15 protein-coding genes are annotated in these 16,727 nt (G+C 68.1%); 10 read left to right on the top strand and 5 right to left on the bottom strand.

Translation table 11 applies throughout. From position 1 onward, the window contains the following. Positions 1-69 precede the first annotated feature (69 nt). Positions 70-1,071 carry a TAXI family TRAP transporter solute-binding subunit gene (locus tag BLU81_RS00160; RefSeq protein ID WP_092540449.1) on the bottom strand — a complete coding sequence of 334 codons (1,002 nt, stop codon included), beginning with the start codon at positions 1,069-1,071 and terminating at the stop codon, positions 70-72. Beyond that, entirely contained in the window at positions 1,068-3,074 is a 2,007-nt protein-coding gene (locus BLU81_RS00155) for a TRAP transporter permease (RefSeq protein ID WP_231953912.1), read from the bottom strand. The genes BLU81_RS00160 and BLU81_RS00155 overlap by 4 nt, the downstream gene beginning before the upstream one ends. Before the next feature lie 136 nt (positions 3,075-3,210). On the opposite strand from BLU81_RS00155, the gene BLU81_RS00150 reads away from it, so the two are divergent. The 3 genes from BLU81_RS00150 to BLU81_RS00140 are packed head-to-tail and all read left to right on the top strand — an operon-like array spanning position 3,211 to position 4,062. Next, positions 3,211-3,471, top strand: a complete 261-nt coding sequence (locus BLU81_RS00150) for a type II toxin-antitoxin system TacA family antitoxin (RefSeq protein WP_231953905.1) — start codon at positions 3,211-3,213, stop codon at positions 3,469-3,471. A 55-nt stretch (positions 3,472-3,526) separates the two neighbouring features. Then, positions 3,527-3,799 (top strand): type II toxin-antitoxin system Phd/YefM family antitoxin, encoded by a 273-nt coding sequence (locus tag BLU81_RS00145; RefSeq protein ID WP_231953903.1) that lies wholly within the window; start codon positions 3,527-3,529, stop codon positions 3,797-3,799. Further along, the gene (locus BLU81_RS00140) at positions 3,796-4,062 is read left to right on the top strand and encodes a Txe/YoeB family addiction module toxin (protein ID WP_373873309.1); all 267 of its coding nucleotides are present in this window, start codon (positions 3,796-3,798) and stop codon (positions 4,060-4,062) included. Before BLU81_RS00145 ends, BLU81_RS00140 begins: the two co-directional genes overlap by 4 nt. Positions 4,063-4,111: 49 nt before the next feature. Here the strand turns inward: BLU81_RS00140 and BLU81_RS00135 are convergent, their stop codons facing one another. Beyond that, positions 4,112-6,436, bottom strand: a complete 2,325-nt coding sequence (locus BLU81_RS00135) for a beta-galactosidase (RefSeq protein ID WP_231953901.1) — start codon at positions 6,434-6,436, stop codon at positions 4,112-4,114. A gap of 198 nt (positions 6,437-6,634) precedes the next feature. Between BLU81_RS00135 and BLU81_RS00130 the strand changes: the two genes are divergently transcribed. The 6 genes from BLU81_RS00130 (at position 6,635) to BLU81_RS00105 (ending at position 13,128) form a co-directional block, all read left to right on the top strand. After that, the gene (locus BLU81_RS00130) at positions 6,635-7,948 is read left to right on the top strand and encodes an ABC transporter substrate-binding protein (RefSeq protein WP_092540440.1); all 1,314 of its coding nucleotides are present in this window, start codon (positions 6,635-6,637) and stop codon (positions 7,946-7,948) included. Between the two features lie 68 nt (positions 7,949-8,016). Continuing rightward, a complete protein-coding gene (locus BLU81_RS00125) occupies positions 8,017-8,988 on the top strand; it encodes a carbohydrate ABC transporter permease (protein WP_092540438.1) in 972 nt (323 codons plus the stop codon). Continuing rightward, a complete protein-coding gene (locus BLU81_RS00120) occupies positions 8,988-9,824 on the top strand; it encodes a carbohydrate ABC transporter permease (protein ID WP_092540436.1) in 837 nt (278 codons plus the stop codon). The genes BLU81_RS00125 and BLU81_RS00120 overlap by 1 nt, the downstream gene beginning before the upstream one ends. 14 nt (positions 9,825-9,838) lie before the next feature. Continuing rightward, positions 9,839-10,855 (top strand): LacI family DNA-binding transcriptional regulator, encoded by a 1,017-nt coding sequence (locus tag BLU81_RS00115; protein ID WP_231953899.1) that lies wholly within the window; start codon positions 9,839-9,841, stop codon positions 10,853-10,855. Between the two features lie 53 nt (positions 10,856-10,908). Next, positions 10,909-12,006, top strand: coding sequence for a glycoside hydrolase family 53 protein (locus BLU81_RS00110; protein ID WP_092540431.1), 1,098 nt, complete (start codon positions 10,909-10,911; stop codon positions 12,004-12,006). Between the two features lie 30 nt (positions 12,007-12,036). Next, the gene (locus BLU81_RS00105) at positions 12,037-13,128 is read left to right on the top strand and encodes a glycoside hydrolase family 53 protein (protein WP_092540429.1); all 1,092 of its coding nucleotides are present in this window, start codon (positions 12,037-12,039) and stop codon (positions 13,126-13,128) included. 114 nt (positions 13,129-13,242) lie between these two features. On the opposite strand, the gene BLU81_RS00100 is transcribed toward BLU81_RS00105, so the two are convergent. Beyond that, entirely contained in the window at positions 13,243-13,884 is a 642-nt protein-coding gene (locus BLU81_RS00100; RefSeq protein ID WP_231953897.1) for a LamG-like jellyroll fold domain-containing protein, read from the bottom strand. 377 nt (positions 13,885-14,261) lie between these two features. Here BLU81_RS00100 and BLU81_RS00095 point away from each other — a divergent pair, with 377 nt between their 5' ends. After that, positions 14,262-14,921, top strand: a complete 660-nt coding sequence (locus BLU81_RS00095; protein ID WP_231953890.1) for a hypothetical protein — start codon at positions 14,262-14,264, stop codon at positions 14,919-14,921. A gap of 15 nt (positions 14,922-14,936) precedes the next feature. On the opposite strand, the gene BLU81_RS00090 is transcribed toward BLU81_RS00095, so the two are convergent. Further along, on the bottom strand, positions 14,937-16,562 hold the full coding sequence (locus BLU81_RS00090) for an amidohydrolase (protein ID WP_092540423.1): 1,626 nt from the start codon (positions 16,560-16,562) through the stop codon (positions 14,937-14,939). Between the last annotated feature and the right edge of the window lie 165 nt (positions 16,563-16,727).

Genomic DNA, 16,727 nt, shown 5'->3' with positions numbered 1-16,727 from the left:
ATGCCGGTCCCCCATCCTGTCGGTCGGGTTAATCACGAGCCGACAGGACGGGAGGGTTGCATGCTTCTTCTATTTAGGCGCACCCAGATCGTCGAGGGCCTTGGCGGCTCCGCGGTGGACCGGCACCGGGGTGGACTCGCGGGCGGTGTCGAGGCTGATCTCCTTGGCGGCCGCGTTCGCCTGTTCGAGCTGCGGTTTGCGGTCGAAGAGGGCCTTGGTGAGGACGCAGGCCACGTTCGCGTCCAGGTCGTCCCGGACGAGCAGGACGTTCGGTACCACGATGGTCTTGGCGTCGGCCGGGGTCCGATAGGTGGCGGCCGGGATCGTACCCTCCGCATAGACCTGGTTGATCTTCTGCAGTTCGGGCAGCAACGGGATGATGTCCAGGAACTCGACCTGGTCCGCACTGGTGGTGAGCAGGTCGGTGATGCCGGGTGTGGGCAGGCCGCCGGACCAGAACAGCGCGTCGATCGTGCCGTCCTTCATCGCGTCCACAGTCTTCGTCAGGTCCAGTTTCTGGGCCTGCACGTCGGTGTCCGGTTTCAGGCCGGCCGCCGTCAGCAGCCGGTTCGCGATCACTTCGGTGCCGGACTTCGGGGAGCCGGTGGAGACCCGTTTGCCTTTCATCCCGGCCACGTCCTTGATCCCGGCGGCTTTGCGGACGATCACCTGCGTGTAGTTGCTGTGGATCCGGGCCAGTGCCGCCACCGGCTGTTTCACGGTGAAACTGCCGGTGCCGTTCACCGCGTCGGCAGCCGTGTCGGCCAGGGAGAACGCGACACCGTAGGTGCCGGCCACCAGCTGCTGGATGTTCTGCACCGACGCGCCGGTCTCCGCAGCGGTCGCCTGGACGTTCGTACCGGAGGCGTTGATCTGTTCGGCGTAGGCGTTGCCGAGTGCGAAGTAGACGCCTGTCGCATTGCCGGTGGCGATGCCGATCCGGGTGGCCTGACCCACCTCGCAGGTGACGGCGCCACCGGTGTCGGTGGTCGCCGCGTCCTGCCGGCCGCCGCACGCCGCGGTGGCCGCCGCGAGCGTGACGACCAGCGTCATTCCCGTCATTCGTCTCATGCTTCTCCTCCGTTGCCAGGGCGGACTTCAAGCTTGTGAAAACCGGCTATCAGTACTGCCGTCACCAGCACCGCGACTCCGGCGGCGACGGTCACCGGTGCCAGGTAGAGCAGCAGCAGTCCGGCCACCCCGGCGAGCACCCGGCTCAGCACACCGGCCCGGCCCACCCCGAGCACCCAGCCGCCGGTCGCGATCGCCAGTGCCAGCACCGCCAGCCCCGCTGCCAAAGTCGTCCACAGCACCCCGGTCCACGGCCCGCGGGCCAGCAGGAACTCCCCGTTGCGGGTGAGCACGAACGCGATCGGGGCGAGGAAGGCGGGCAGCGCGTACTTCAGCGCCTGCCACATGGTCGGGACCGCGCGACCGCCGGTGATCGCGCTCGCGCCGACCGCGGCGAGGGCGGTCGGTGGGGTGACCTCGGAGAGCACCGAGTAGTAGAAGACGAACATGGCCGCGGCTGGCGCCGGGACACCGAGCGTGAGCAGCGCCGGGCCGATGATCACCCAGCCGATGATGAAACTCGCGGTCACCGGAATGGCGAGCCCGAGAAGGGCGAGGGCGATCGCGGCCAGCACCACGGTCAGCGCCAGCACCAGCTGCGGTTCGTCGGTGACCGCTTTCGCGCCGTTGACCAGCAGTGATGCCAGTTGGGCGCCGAGGCCGGTCTTGGTGGTGGTCGCGGTGATGATCCCGGCGGCGGCACACACGGCCACCACCGGCAGCACCCCGCCCACCCCGGCAGCCAGCGCCGTGAAGACCCTCGGCGGGGTCAGCCAGGCCGTCCGGTCCAGGAACGAGAGAGCTGCCGCGAGGATCGTCGCGTACACCACCGCCCGGGTCGCGCTCTGCCCCAGAGCGAGCAGCACGACGATGACGATCAGCGACGAGAAGTGGTAGCCGAACCGGGCCAGCAGCCGCCACGCGCTGGCCGGTGGGGCGTCGACCGCGCGCACCCCGAACCGGCGCACGTCGATCTCCACCGCGAGCAGGATGCCCAGGTAGTAGAGGACCGTCGGGATCATCGCCCAGCCGAGAACCGTCAGGTAGGAGACGTTCAGGTATTCGGCGACGATGAACGCGGCGGCCCCCAGCGTCGGCGGCGACAGGATCGCCCCCACTCCGGCGGCGGCCAGCATGCCCCCGGCCTGCTCCGGCGGGTACCCGGCCCGGCGCAACATCGGCCAGGTCACCGCGCCCACACTGACAGCGGTGGCGGTCCCCGACCCGGACACGGTCCCCAGCAGGAACCCGGCGGCCACCGCGGTCCGCCCCGCCGCACTGCGCGACTTCTTGAACGCGGCCATCGACAGGTCCACGAAGAACCGGCTCGCCCCCGACAGATCCAGCACCGCACCGTAGATGGTGAACAGCACGATGTAGGTGGCGGCGACATCGAGCGGCGTCCCGTAGAACCCGCTGCCCGAGTTGTAGAGGGCGTCCACGATCTGCGCGAAGTCCAGCCCCGCGTGCGCGATCGGCCAGGTCTGCGGCAACAGTCCACCGTAGTAGCCGTACGACAGGAAGCTGAGACAGACCACGGGCAACGCCCACCCCGTGGTGCGGCGGCAGGCCTCGACCACCAGGATCAGAAGGATGGCGCCGAAGGCGACGTCGACGGGTTCGAGCAGCCCCTGCCGGTCGAGGAAGGCGTTGTAGCCACCCACGACGGGATAGAGACAGACGGCGAGCGCGGCGACAGCGAGAATCCAGTCGGTCACGGTCGGCGCTTCCCGGCCTTTACCCCAGCCCGATTTGTACGCCAGGAAGCACAGCGGCAGCGTCCCCGCGAGAAAGACGATCAGGTAGTACTGGCTACCTTGAGCAAGCGGCCGGAAAACCTGCCAGAGAACGAGTAGAGCAGCCCCGAACGCGACGACCGAGACCCCGGCCCCGACCCGCCCGCCGAGCCGCCGGGCCGGCCGCTCCTCATCGTCGTAGTGCACGGCAGGCGACGCGACCTCCGCTTCCGCCATACCAGCGGCAGAAGATCGACCATCACCCATGAAACGGACAGTACTATGCCTCATCCCTCTCTGTAACGACCCCGCCTTCACCCCATGACGCATTCGTTACTCTTCGCCCCGTCACGCACGGGGGATCCACCTGGCCACTTGCGTACGTTCTGCATACGGTCGGGTCGTGGAAGCGGAAACGGAACTGCCGCGCCCGCGGTTGGCTACCCGGCAGAAGGCGATTCTGGAGGCGGCGAGTCAGGCCGTGGGCGCGGGCGTGTCGGCGTTCGCACTCGAGGTCGTCACCGAGGCGGCGGCTGATGTGCCGGCAGACCGGCAGGCGTTCCTGCTGGACGAGAACTCATGGCAGATGTTCGACGACGCTCTCCGGCGACCGGAGCGGGATGTCGTCGGCCTGCAGAAGCTGCTGACAGCGCGGAACAACTGACTAGCCGGACCAAATGTACGCTTTATAGTACGTCTGGAGGTACAACATGAAGGTCATGACAATCAGTGAAGTTCGGCGGAACTTGGCGGCGGTGGTGGACGCGGTGATCGACGACGCCGAGGAGACCGTCATCCCGCGAGGCGGCGGCAAGGCGGTTGTGATCGTCTCGCTCGACGAGTGGAATTCGATGCGGGAGACGTTGCACCTCCTCCGGACCCCAGCCAGCACCCGGCGACTCCTGGACAGCATCGCGCACGCCGAGGAAGGCGTTCTGGAGGAGCACGTGCTCATCGACCCGGACGGCGACGCCAAGGTTCCGGCAGCGTGAGACTGAGCGTCAAATTCACCCCAGAAGGGTGGGAGGACTACACCTCGTGGAAGGACCCGAAGGCCGTCCGCCGCATCAATCGCCTCATCGCTGACATCCAGCGCGATCCGGCAGCGGTCGGCCTCGGCAAACCGGAGATTCTGCGGGGACTGATGTCCGGTTGGTCGTCCCGGCGAATCGACGAGGAGCACCGGCTCGTCTACCGGATTCGCGGCGAGGTACTCGAGATCGCTGCTTGCGCCGGGCACTACAGCGGGATGTGAAGGGGAGCGCGGCCCTGGCGGTGAGTCGCGCTCCCCTGGCCTTGGTGGGTTACAGGGTTGTGGTGGTTCGGGCTACCAGGTCGATGGATTCGATGGACAGCAGCTGGGTTTCCGCCTCGGTCAGGCGGGAGCGGACCTCGGCGGGGACCGAGACCGGGGAACCGGCGGCCAGCGGCAGCAGGTGCAGGGTCAGGTCGGCTTCGGGGGTGTAGCCGATGTCGGTCAGGTTGACCGTCCAGGTGGCGCCGTCCCAGTAGCGGTCGGTGACCGGGGTGCCGTTGACGCGGAGTTCGCCGATGTCGCCGGCCCAGCGGATGTGCAGCAGCGCGTCGTGGGACGGGTCGGCGGCCCAGGCGGGCAGGGTCAGGCGGTGGACGGCGGCCAGCTCGTCGAACACCTCGGGGGACGGGGCCGAGGGGCGGCCGTCGTGTTTGCCGTAGCTGACCGGGACCGTGGCGGCAGCCGGTCGGATCTCGGTGACGGTCACCGGAGAGTGCGACGGCTGCGGGACCGGCGACGGCTGCGGGACCGGCAGGTCGGTGAAGGCACGGAGCGTGGGCTGGTATACCCGTACCACAGCGGGGTTTGAAGCCTTGACCGTCACCGCGCCGGAAGCGTCCCACTGCAGTTCATCGGTGCTGAGGAAGAGGCGGCGGCCGCCGTCCTCGGTGACCCAGACCGCACCGGCCGTCTCGGCGGCCAGGACCAGCACGTCCAGGCCGGCCAGGACCAGCGGCCCGGAACCGGGGGTCACGGTGTGAACGGTTTCGGACACGGCGACTTCGGTGGGGATGCCGGGTTCGGCGATCAGGACGAGGGTCGGCACGCCGCCGGGAGGGGCCGGGAGCAGGGTCAGGGCCGAGGCCGTGGCGTACGTGACGGTGGTCCCGCCGAGGGTGAGGTTGAGCGGCCAGCGGGCCAGGGTGCCGGGCTGGACGTCGACCGGCTGGGACGGGAACTCCAGCTCGACCGGGCCGGAATCAGAACCCGCAGCAGAGCCCGCGCCAAAACCAGAGCCAGAGCCGGCACCGAGAGCGACCCGGAACCGCGCGCCGGAGTACACCGGCAGCGGGAAGTGCGGCTGGTGCCAGGACAGGAACAGGAAGCCGCTCGTCCCGTCGCTGCGCAGCGCGAACCGCAGTGTCGTCGAGTCTTCGACACCGGTCGGGCGCACCTCCGGCAAGCTGGACGGCATCTCCGCCAGGGTGTGCCCGAAAGCGGACAGGAACGCGTGCTGACGGCGCAGTTCGGCGTGGCTGGGGGCGAGGGTGCCGGCTTCGCCGATGGGGGCGTGGAAGTCGTACCCGAGGGGGGCGATGTCGTTGGGGTAGCCGGTGGCGTGTGATTCCTGCAGGCCGGGGCCGGGGTTGGTGCCGCCGGCGTACATGTAGTAGCCCTGCCAGGCCGACCCGTTGCCGATCTTGCAGTGGGCGATGGCGGCCACGTCGAGGGCTTCGGGGCGGGGGCGGCGGTGGTACGCGGTGGCCATGCCGCCGCCGAGTTCGCAGGTGGCGGCCGGGAACTGGTCCGAGGGGGTGCGCGGTCCACCCGATGCGGCCTCGATCGCCTGAGCACGCCGCACATCAGCGCCGATGCCCGCATCATCCCATACGTGAGAGAAGAAGTAATGGTCCCGGAATGTCGGGTCCCAGGGGGCGTCGGCGTCGACCCAGAAGCCGTCGCCGTACCCGCCGTAGAGGGGCAGGACCTCGTCTTCGGGCAGGTCGGCGCCGCCCCACGCGGTGGCGGTCCAGAGTGGCGCGGTCAGGCCGGCCTCGCGGGCCAGGCGTTTGAGCGTGACCAGGTGCTGCGGCTGGTCGTACAGCTCGTTCTCGAGCTGGATGCCGATGATCTTGTCGATCGACGGGGCCACTGCCGTACCGATGGCCTCGAACCACTCGGTGACGAGCGCCAGGTACGACGGGTCGTCGGTGCGGTGCCGGACCGGGGCCTGCTGGACCCAGTCGGGGAAGCCGCCGTTGCGGGTCTCGCCGTGGCACCAGGGGCCGATCCGCAGGACCACGTCGAGTCCGGTCTCGACCGCGAGGTCGACGAACGCGGCCACGTCGAGGTCACCGTCGAAGCGTGCGGCCTGTTCGCGGGTGGGCTGGTGATGCAGCCAGAACAGGTAGGTGGCCACGACGGTGACCCCACCGGCCTTCATCTGGCGCAGTCGTTCCGCCCAGCGCGCGCGGGGGACCCGGCTGTAGTGCAGTTCGCCGGAGACCGGGATGACCGGAACGCCGTCGCGAGTCAGGTAACGGCTGGTGAGCGACAGGCCGGAGGTGACGTCCTCGGCGTTGCTCATCCGTGGCCGGCGCAGCGGAGTCGCCCAGGCTTGGTGGCGAACAAAAAGCGGCTCAGGCCACGACATGGGATCACTCCTTGCTGGTTTGACTGTAACCGGTCACAGGCCGGCAGGCTCGAACGATACACAGGCGTAACGGGTCGGACGCAAGGGCTTGACACATCGCCGTAACACCAGCACTGTAACCGGTCACAGGGGTTGTGTTGAACGACACGCTTCCGTCTCCGGCTTCCCGTTTTCGGCCAAGCCGATCAAGGAGGATCAATGAAGACTAAATTCGCACCGCTGATGGCGGCTCTCGCCGCGGCGGCTTTGTTCACCGGCTCCGCCTGCAGCAGCACCGATTCCTCGGACGAGGGGGCCGTCGACCCCAACGAGAAGGTCGAGCTGACCTACTGGACCTGGACTCCGAACATGGACAAGGTCGTGGCTGCCTGGAACGCGAAGAACCCGAACATCCAGGTCACGGTCAACAAGCAGGACGGCGGCGACCCGGCCGTCACCAAGCTGCTGACCGCGATCAAGGCGGGTTCCGGCGCGCCGGACATCATGCAGGCCGAGTACCAGAAGGTGCCGACGCTGGTCTCCGCGGACGCGCTCGCTGACATCTCCGCCGAGGTCGGCGCGATCAAGGACAAGTACCCGGCCGGCGCGTGGAGCGGTGTCTCCCTCGGTTCGGACGCGGCCTACGGTGTCCCGCAGGACTCCGGCCCGCTGATGTTCTTCTACCGCGCGGACGTCTTCGAGAAGAACGGCATCGCGGCCCCGAAGACCTGGGACGACTACGCGGCCGCCGCAGAGAAGATCCACAAGGCGGACGCCAAGCAGTACCTGGGCACCTTCTCGGCCAACGACGCGGGTCTGTTCACCGGCCTCGCGCAGCAGGCCGGCGCCTCCTGGTGGGGTGTGAACGGGGACGCCTGGAGCGTCAACATCAACGACGCGGCCACCCAGAAGGTCGCCTCCTACTGGGGTGGCCTGGTGGAGAAGGGCGTCATCGACAACAAGCCGATGTACACCCCGGAGTGGAACGCGGCCCTCAACGACGGCACCCAGGTCGGCTGGGTCAGCGCGGTCTGGGCCCCGGGTGTGCTCGACGGCAGCGCCAAGGACACCAAGGGCAAGTGGAAGGCCGCCCCGATGCCGCAGTGGGACGCCGCGGCTCCGAAGACCGGCGCCTGGGGCGGTTCGGCCACCAGTGTGACGACCCAGTCGAAGCACAAGAAGCAGGCCACCCAGTTCATCACCTGGCTCAACAGCGACCCGGAGTCGCTGAAGCTGCTCGCCGACACGGCGTTCATCTACCCGGCCTCCAACGACGCCACCAGTGTGCTGACCACCCCGCCGGCGTTCTTCGCGGACCAGGCGGACTACTACACCATCGCCGGTGAGGCCTCCAAGCAGCTCTCGCCGTTCACCTACGGCCCGAACGTGAACGTCGCCTACAGCGCGTTCAACGACGCCTTCGCCAAGGCCGCCGAGTCGAAGAAGGCCGCCGCCTTCACCGAGTCCCTGGCGACCATGCAGAAGACCACCGTCGACGACATGAAGAACTCCGGGTTCACCGTCGCCGGATGAGTTCGTCTCCGGGTGGGTGCCAGCCCCCCTCGTACCCACCCGGAGCGCTCCGAAAGGAAGAATCGGCGATGTCGCTGACAACCACCGCACCGAGGAAGACCGCGGCGCCCACGGCGGGCACGCCCCGGCGCCGAAAGGCGAAGAGGACCGGCACTCCGTACGGGTTCCTCGCCCCCGCCATGATCCTGTTCGCCGCGTTCCTGGCAGCGCCGATCGTGTACGCCGGCTATCTGAGCCTGCGCAAGGTCAAGGTGAGTGGCCTGGGACTCGGGTCCAAGTCGCGGACCGAGATCTGGGCCGGGCTGGACAACTACACCCGGTCGCTGACCGATCCCGATTTCCTGCCCAGTGTGTACCGGGTCGGGGCGTACGGCCTGATCGTCGTACCCACGATGCTCGGTCTGGCTCTGCTCTTCGCCCTGCTGCTGGACGCGAACCGGACCCGCGAGTCGATCGGTAAGTTCGCCCGGATCTCGATCTTCCTGCCGTACGCGGTGCCGGCCGTGGTCGCCTCGCTGCTCTGGGGTTTCCTCTACCTGCCCCGGGTCAGCCCGATCACCGACATCTTCGAGGCCGTCGGGATCACCGCGCCGAACCTGCTCTCCAGCAGTCTGACGATGTGGGCGGTCGCGAACATCGCGATCTGGGGTGGCACCGGCTTCAACATGATCGTCATCTACACGGCGCTGCGTGCCGTGCCGACGAGCCTGTACGAGTCGGCCCGCATCGACGGCGCCTCGGAGCTCGCGATCGCCTGGCGCATCAAGATCCCGATCGTGATGCCGTCGCTGGTGATGACCTTCGTCTTCTCGCTCATCGCCACCCTGCAGGTGTTCGCCGAGCCGATGACGCTGCGCCCGCTGGCCAACACGATCTCGACCACGTGGACGCCGCTGATGAAGGTCTACCGGGACGCGTTCGCCCGTAACGACCTCTACGCGGCCGCCGCCACCTCGGTGATCATCGCGCTCGCCACGTTCATCCTGTCCTTCGGCTTCCTGAAGCTCGTCGGGCGCCGGGCCTTCAACCAGGAGGACTGATGCTTAAGAACAAACGCAGCACACTGGCCACCGTGCTGCTCCTCCTCGGTGCCGCCTACTGCCTGCTCCCGGTGCTCTGGGTGCTGATCGCCTCGTCGAAGAGCTCCAGTGAGCTGTTCTCCACGTTCACCCTGATGCCCAGCACCCACCTGTGGGACAACCTGGTGGACCTGAACGGTTACCGGGACGGCCTGTACTGGCGCTGGATGGCGAACACTGCTCTCTACGCCGGTGTCGGTGCCGCCGCCTCCACGCTGGTCTCGGCGATGGCCGGTTACGCGCTCGCCAAGTTCGACTTCCCCGGCAAGAGCGCGGCCTTCAACATCATCCTGGCCGGTGTGCTGGTGCCCGGCGTCATCCTGGCCATCCCGCAGTACCTGCTGCTGGCCAAGCTCGGGATGACCAACACCTACTGGGCGGTGCTGCTGCCCAGCTTCATCAGCCCGTACGGCATCTATCTGGCCCGGATCTTCGCGGCCGCGTCGGTGCCGACCGAGATCCTGGAGGCGACCCGGATCGACGGCTCGGGAGAGTGGCGCACCTTCGGCACGGTGGTACTGCCGATGATGCGGACCGGGCTGGTGACCGTGTTCCTGTTCCAGTTCGTGGCGATCTGGAACAACTTCATGCTGCCGTACATCATGCTCGGCGACGACCGGCTCTACCCGATCACGGTCGGGCTGAGCGGCCTGCTCAACCAGGGCGCCGCCCAGCCGGCCATGTACACCGCCGTCGTCACCGGCGCACTGGTGTCGATCGTTCCGCTGATAGCGCTGTTCCTGACCCTGCAGCGGTACTGGCAGGTCGACCTGGCCGCCGGCGGAGTGAAGGCCTGACTATGATCCCGAACGTGTCGCGTAAACGCCCCACCATCCGCGATGTCGCTCGCGAGGCCGGGGTCTCCTACGCGACGGTCTCCCGGGTCCTCAACGGACGCGACTGGGTCAGCCCGGAAGCGGTCAGGTCGGTCACCGACGCCATCGCCCGCACCGGTTACACGGCGAACCCGCACGCCCGTTCGCTGGCCACCGGGAAGTCCGGGTCGATCGCGTTCCTGCTGACCGAGCCGCAGCACCTGCTGTTCGAGGACCCGAACTTCGCGGTGCTGCTGCGCGGGGTGGCTCAGGCGCTCTCCGATCAGGGCCTGACCCTGATATTGATGATCGCCTCCACCCCTCAGGAACGGGAGCGGACCGTCACCTACCTGGGTGGCGGGCACGTCGACGGGGTGCTGCTGGTGTCGCCGCACTCCGGTGACCCGCTGCTGCGGCAGCTGGTGCAGGCCGAGATCCCGATCGTGGCCTGTGGTCAGGTGCTCGGGTTCGAGGAGTCGATCAGTTCGGTGTCGGCCGACGACGGGATGGGCGGGCGGATGGCCGTGGAGCATCTGCTCGCGGCCGGCTGCCGGCGGATCGCCACGATCACCGGGCCGCAGGACCAGTTCGGCGGGGTGTTCCGGCTGCGGGGCTACACCGACGCGCTGATCGCGGCCGGGATCGCCGTCGACCCGGCGTACATCGAGCACGGCGACTGGAGCCGGGAGAGCGGCGCGGCGGGAATGCGCGCGCTGCTCGCCCGGGTGCCGGACGTGGACGGGGTGTTCGCGGCCTCGGACGCGATGGCCGCCGCGACCCTGCCGGTGCTGCGCGAGGCCGGCCGGGACGTGCCCGGTCACGTGCGGGTGGTCGGGTTCGACGACTCGGTGCTCGCGGTCACCACCGAACCGACCCTGACGACCGTGCGCAACCCGATGGAACGCATCAGCGAAGAGATGGTCCGGCTGCTCACCGACGTGATCGCCGGGCGCACCCCGCTCTCCATCACCGTGCCCACTTCTCTCGTGGTGCGCGGTAGTTCCCCCTCCTGAAAAACCCTTTATAAAAACGCCCTTTCTGTCACGGAAGACCGAAAAGGAGTGTCATGAAACCGTCCCTCGCTGTCGCCGCTTTCCTCGCGGTGGCACTGATCCCCTCCCCCGCCGCCGCGCATGAACAAAAAGGCCTGACAATGCGCGGCGCCGACGTCTCCACCCTGCAGCGATCATTAGAACTCGGTCAGAAGTTCTACGACGTCCGCGGCAAGCGCGACAATCCGTACGAGATTCTGCAGGACGCCGGGGTCAATTACGTCCGGCTGCGCATCTGGAACAACCCGACCAGCGGTTATTCGAACAAGGCCAAGGTTCTGCAACAGGCCCGCGCGGCCAAGGCCAAGGGCATGAAGCTGCTCGTCGACTTCCATTACTCCGACACGTGGGCCGACCCGGGCAAGCAATTCGTCCCGAAAGCGTGGGACGGCCACACGCTGGAGCAGCTGGAGAAGGACGTCTACGATTACACGTACGATGTCTGCAGCAGTTTGAAGAAGCAGGGCACGACACCGGACAGCGTGCAGGTCGGCAATGAGATCAACACCGGCATGCTGTGGCCCACCGGATATGTGAACAACAGCGACTTCACGCCGCTCACGAAACTGCTCAACGCCGGTCATGACGCGACGAAAGCGTGCAGTAAGAAGACTCAGGTCATGGTGCACACCGCACTGGCCGGCAACATCGACGCCGCGCACTGGTTCTATGACGGGATCACCGCAGCGGGAGCGAAGTGGGACATCACCGCGCTGTCCTATTACTGCATGTGGCACGGGAGTCTCACCAACCTGTCCACGGTCGTCGGTGACGTGAAAGCCCGTTACGGCAAGCCGGTCGTGATCGCCGAGACGGCCTATCCGTACACCACCGAGAATTTCGACCACCTCGAGAACATCATGCTGTCGGAAGCTCCCTGCGATGGTGTCCCCGCCACGCAGAAGGGCCAGGCGCAGCAGTTCGCCGCCGTGCAGACCACCGCGCGTGACGCGGGAGCCATCGGTGTCTTCTATTGGGAACCCACCTGGACCGGTATCGCCGGCAACGGCTGGGACACCGAGGACATCGAGAACTCCGGTAACGCCTGGGAGAACATGGCGACCTTCGACGACAGCGGACGCATCAACCCCTATGTCCGCTGGCTCCGGTAAATCCCCGTTTTAAGGAGCACCACCATGAAAATGAAGGCCGCCGTCACGGCCGCCGTCCTCGCGATCGCCGTGATGGTAAACCCCGCTCCCGCACAAGCCGCCTCCCTCACCATGCTCGGCGCCGACGTGTCGTCGCTGCAGCGCACGCTCGATCTGGGCGGTAAGTACTACAACGCCTCGGGAGTCGAGGCGAACGCCTACGACATCCTGAAGACAGCCGGCGTCAACTACGCCCGGCTGCGTGTCTGGAACAACCCGGCCAGTGGTTACAACAACAAGGCCAAGGTGCTCCAGCAGGCGGCGGCCATCAAGGCCAAGGGCCTGAAGCTGATGGTCGATTTCCACTACTCCGACACCTGGGCCGACCCCGGCAAGCAGTACCCGCCGGCGGCATGGGCGTCCTACACGCTCGCCCAGTTGCAGACGGCGGTCTACAACTACACCTACGACGTGTGCAGCAGCCTCAAGTCAGCGGGCCTCACGCCGGACAGTGTGCAGATCGGCAACGAGATCAACGTCGGCATGCTGTGGCCCAAGGGCCAGGTGGTGAACAGCAACTTCGCCCCGCTGGCGGCGCTGCTGAAGCAGGGCTACAACGCGACGAAGGCCTGCAACAGCGGTACCCAGGTCATCATCCACACCGCCGACGCGGACAGCATGACCAACGCGCGCTGGTTCTACGACGGTATCAAGGCGGCCGGTGTGACCTGGGACATCACCGCGCTGTCGTACTACTGCATGTGGCACGGCACGCTCGCCAACCTGTACAACGTGATCACCGACGTGCGTACCCGGTACGGCAAGCCGGTGATCATCGCGGAGACGGCATACCAGTTCACCACCGCGGACGCCGACAGCGAGAAGAACTCGATCCCCGGCACGGTGCTCTGCGACAGCATCCCGGCCACTTCGGCGGGCCAGGCCCAGCAGTTCACCTGGGTGCAGAACACTGCCCGCAACGCCGGTGCGATCGGCGTCTTCTACTGGGAACCGACCTGGTACGCCATCAAGGGCAACGGCTGGGACCCGGCGAACATCAACGGCACCGGCGACGGCTGGGACAACATGGCCGTCTTCGACTGGACCGGCAAGGTCAACCCCTACATCAAGTGGGCGGCCTGACGATCTAGCGGCCCGGTCCAGCGGCCCGGTCCGGGTTCTCCCCGGGCCGGGCTTCTCCCTTTTCCGGTACGCCTACCGAACGGTCCGGGCCTACCCCGCGAGGCGGGCGGCCCGTCACCGCCGTCCCGCGACCGCCGGGCTGGAGCGTTCCGCCGGCGGTGCCGCCTGGATCACCGCCCAGTCCAGTTCACCCGCGTAGTAGTCGCAGCCCACCTTCACCTGATCACAGTCGGTCTTGCCGCCGATGGAGACCGGCCAGTCGTTGTCGATCGCGCCGACCCAGCCCTCCCGTCCGGCCGCGAGCCGCCCGTCGATGGCCAGGTAGACGCCGGACCGCAGCCGGGAGCAGCGGACCACGTGCCAGCCGCCGTCGTTGATCCGGTACGGCGCGATCAGCTCGATCGTCCCCTTGGCGCCGCGGAAGGTGCAGGTCGCCCGGCCGTTGGGGAGCTGGACCTTCCAGTTGCCGCCGGACACGGTCGCCTGACCCTTCTGAATGATGTTGCCGAACTTGTGAGTGGTCTTCAGCCGGAGCGAGACCGCGAAGTCCCGCTCCCCCGGGTCAAGATCCGTTTGGTCGGGAACGCTGACCAGATGGCCGGGCCGGGTGGGCGGAGTGTCCGGTTCCAGCCGTTCGAAGCGGTATCCGACCGTCGTACCGTCGAACATGCCGACGCCGACCTCGTGACCGATTCGCCCGTGATGACCGCGTCCACTGGCGTCCACCATCCAGGTGCTTCCCGGCGGTTCACCCATCGTCCAGGCTGCCATCGTGGTTGCCGAATACGCCTCCGCGGGTGTCGCGAACGAGGAGAATAAACAGCTCAGAACGGTTGATGCGGCCAGCGTGCGGCGGAAACCCATGGCTTTTCCTCGAACTATCGGAGAGGGGGACCAAATGAGCTTAATGCGAGACTTGTCCAATTATGCGAACTGCACTGTGCGTGTTTACGCGGCCACCAAAGCCGCTCTCGCAGACTGCCGGGCCGGCTTGGTAGCATCCGCCGATCATGGCCAGTGCTCCGGCCGCACCCTTCACGACAACCCGGCCGGGTGCCTGTCTCACCCCTGCAGATAAGGATCGTGTCCAAGTGCTTCTCAATGGGACGGACAGTCAGACCTCGGAGCATTCGGTGATCTCCCCCAATCCTGGCCTGCCGAACCAGGCTCTGCAGGTGCTGGCGCTGGCGCAGCGCACCGCCGAGGAGCACGTGGCAAGCGCCCAGCACCACGCGGACAAGATCCGGACGGACGCCCTCGGGGCGGCCGAGCAGATCGCCCGGGACGCGCAGGCGCACGCCAACAACGTGCGCCGGGAGGCCGACCGGGTGCTGGCCGAGGCCCGCGCCGGAGCCGAGCAGATGGCCCGCGACGCGCAGGCCCGTGCCGAGGAGGCCCGCCGCACCGCGGAGAAGATCGTGGCCGACGCCCGGTCCCGGGCCGAGACCATCGGGGCCGACGCGCACGCCGGTGCCGAACAGCTCAAGTACCAGGCCCAGCAACGCTACGACGACGTGGTCGGCAGCCTCGGCGTCAAGCGTGAGGCGCTGCAGCAGCAGATCGAGGCCCTGGAGCAGTTCGACCGCGAGTACCGTGGCCGGCTCACCGGGTTCATGCAGAGCCAGCTCCGCGCCCTCTGGGTGGACGCGCCGCAGATGAACGAGTACGTCGAGGAGGAGCCGGTCGCCGAGGTCATCGAAGCGGCCCCGGTCCAGCACGCCCGGCACGGGCACCCGCAGCCCGACGAGGCAGGCGACGAGCACGACGAGGACGAGGCGACCGACGAGAAGTAGGTCGCGCTCTCGTTCTCAGCCGAAGACGCGCACACCGTCCACCCAGGTCGACACGATCTGGGTGGACGCGATCTCCGCCGCCGGCGCCAGGAACGGGTCGCGGTCCAGCACCACCAGGTCGGCCCGGTTCCCCGGACGGATCGTGCCGGTGTCGTCGAGCCGGTTCACGTACGCCGAACCGGCCGTGTAGGCCGCCAGCGCGGTGGCCAGGCCGAGCCGCTGCTCCGGCAGGAACGGCTGATGATCGGCGCCGTGATGCACCCGGTTCACCGCGACGTGGATCGCCTGCAACGGATCCGGTGTGCTGACCGGCCAGTCACTGCCGGCCGCCAGGTGTGCCCCGGCCCGCCACAGGTCCCCGAACGGGTACTGCCGCCCGGCGAGTTCTCCGCCCAGGAACGGGATGGTCAGCTCGTCCATCTGCGGCTCGTGCGACGCCCAGTAGGCCTGCAGGTTCGCCGTCGCGCCCAGCTGCCGGAACCGCGGCACGTCGTCCGGATGCACCACCTGCAGGTGGGCCAGGTGCGGCCGGGTGTCCCGGAACCCGTTCGCCGCCCGCGCCGCCGCCACCGCGTCCAGCCCGTCACGGACCGCCCGGTCACCGAGGGCGTGGAAGTGCACCTGGAAACCGTGCGCGTCCAGCGCCGTCACGTACCCGCCAAGTGCCGCCGGGTCGATGAACGACAGCCCCCGGTTGGCGGTCACACAGCCACACGCGTCCTTGTACGGTTCGGTCATCGCGGCCGTGAAGTTCTCCGCCACCCCGTCCAGCATCAGCTTCACGCTGTCGCAGCGCAGCCGGCCCACCGTGAACCGCTCCCGGTTCGCCAGCAGGTCCGGGATCTGCTCGGCACCCCGCTCCCGGTCCCACCAGAGCGCGCCGACCACGGTCGCGGTCAGCCAGCCCTGTTCCGCGGCGGCCAGGTAGGCGTCGGCCACGTCCGGGTACCCGTTGGTGGCGCACACCATCGCGTCCTGCCAGGCGGTGACACCGAGCGAGTGCAGCAGTTCCTGTGCGCGGCGCAGCCCGGCCACCCGGTCGGCCGTGGTCACCTCCGGCAGCAGGTGCTCGACCAGTTCCATCGCGCCCTCCTGCAGCCCACCGGCCGGGGAGCCGTCGGCGGCCCGGTCGATGCGCCCGTGCTCCGGGTCCGGGGTGTCCGCGGTGATCCCGGCCAGCTCCAGGGCCCGGCTGTTCACCCAGGCGCCGTGGTGGTCCCGGTTGATCAGGTAGACCGGCCGGTCCGGCACCACCCGGTCCAGCAGCTCACGCCCCGGCACCCCACCCGGGAAACTCTCCAGCGACCAGCCACCGCCGACGATCCACTGGGCGTCCGGGTGCGCCGCGGCGTAGGCGGCGATCCGGCGCAGGTACTCGTCCAGGTCGGTGGTCTCGGTCAGGTCGCACTGGTTCAGCTCGGTCCCGCCCATCACGGCGTGCACATGAGCGTCCTGGAACCCCGGCAGCAGCAGCCGCCCGGCCAGGTCGACGACCTCGGTGCGCGGCCCGCGGAACTCCCGCAGATCGTCACCGACCGCGGCGATCCGGCCGCCGCGCACCGCCACCGCAGTGGCCGGACCGGCTCCGGCGCTGAACACCGGCCCGCCGGAGAAGATGAGGTCAGCGTGGGCAGACGACATCAGTGTCTCCGATCTCGCGTCTACGTTTCGTGGTCCGGGTCGCGTGCTGACCCGGGGTGCGTTTCACGCCCGAACTCACCACGGCCCGACTGGTGTGGAGAGTTGCGGTGCGAATCGAACCCCAAGTCACCACACCGGAAAGCTTTTGGTCGCCTCATTCAATCC

The organism is Actinoplanes derwentensis (genome assembly GCF_900104725.1).
Lineage (GTDB): Bacteria > Actinomycetota > Actinomycetes > Mycobacteriales > Micromonosporaceae > Actinoplanes > Actinoplanes derwentensis.
The sequence above is the reverse complement of the archived record's forward strand: the minus strand, read 5'-3'. Positions and strand labels throughout refer to the sequence as shown.

Bases quoted from the DNA above. Each gene is read 5' to 3' on its own strand.
- BLU81_RS00160 (WP_092540449.1), bottom strand. From the start codon at position 1,071: ATGAGACGAATGACGGGAATGACGCTGGTCGTCACGCTCGCGGCGGCC.
- BLU81_RS00155 (WP_231953912.1), bottom strand. From the start codon at position 3,074: ATGGGTGATGGTCGATCTTCTGCCGCTGGTATGGCGGAAGCGGAGGTC.
- BLU81_RS00145 (WP_231953903.1), top strand. From the start codon at position 3,527: ATGACAATCAGTGAAGTTCGGCGGAACTTGGCGGCGGTGGTGGACGCG.
- BLU81_RS00135 (WP_231953901.1), bottom strand. From the start codon at position 6,436: ATGTCGTGGCCTGAGCCGCTTTTTGTTCGCCACCAAGCCTGGGCGACT.
- BLU81_RS00130 (WP_092540440.1), top strand. From the start codon at position 6,635: ATGAAGACTAAATTCGCACCGCTGATGGCGGCTCTCGCCGCGGCGGCT.
- BLU81_RS00125 (WP_092540438.1), top strand. From the start codon at position 8,017: ATGTCGCTGACAACCACCGCACCGAGGAAGACCGCGGCGCCCACGGCG.
- BLU81_RS00120 (WP_092540436.1), top strand. From the start codon at position 8,988: ATGCTTAAGAACAAACGCAGCACACTGGCCACCGTGCTGCTCCTCCTC.
- BLU81_RS00110 (WP_092540431.1), top strand. From the start codon at position 10,909: ATGAAACCGTCCCTCGCTGTCGCCGCTTTCCTCGCGGTGGCACTGATC.
- BLU81_RS00105 (WP_092540429.1), top strand. From the start codon at position 12,037: ATGAAGGCCGCCGTCACGGCCGCCGTCCTCGCGATCGCCGTGATGGTA.
- BLU81_RS00100 (WP_231953897.1), bottom strand. From the start codon at position 13,884: ATGGGTGAACCGCCGGGAAGCACCTGGATGGTGGACGCCAGTGGACGC.
- BLU81_RS00090 (WP_092540423.1), bottom strand. From the start codon at position 16,562: ATGTCGTCTGCCCACGCTGACCTCATCTTCTCCGGCGGGCCGGTGTTC.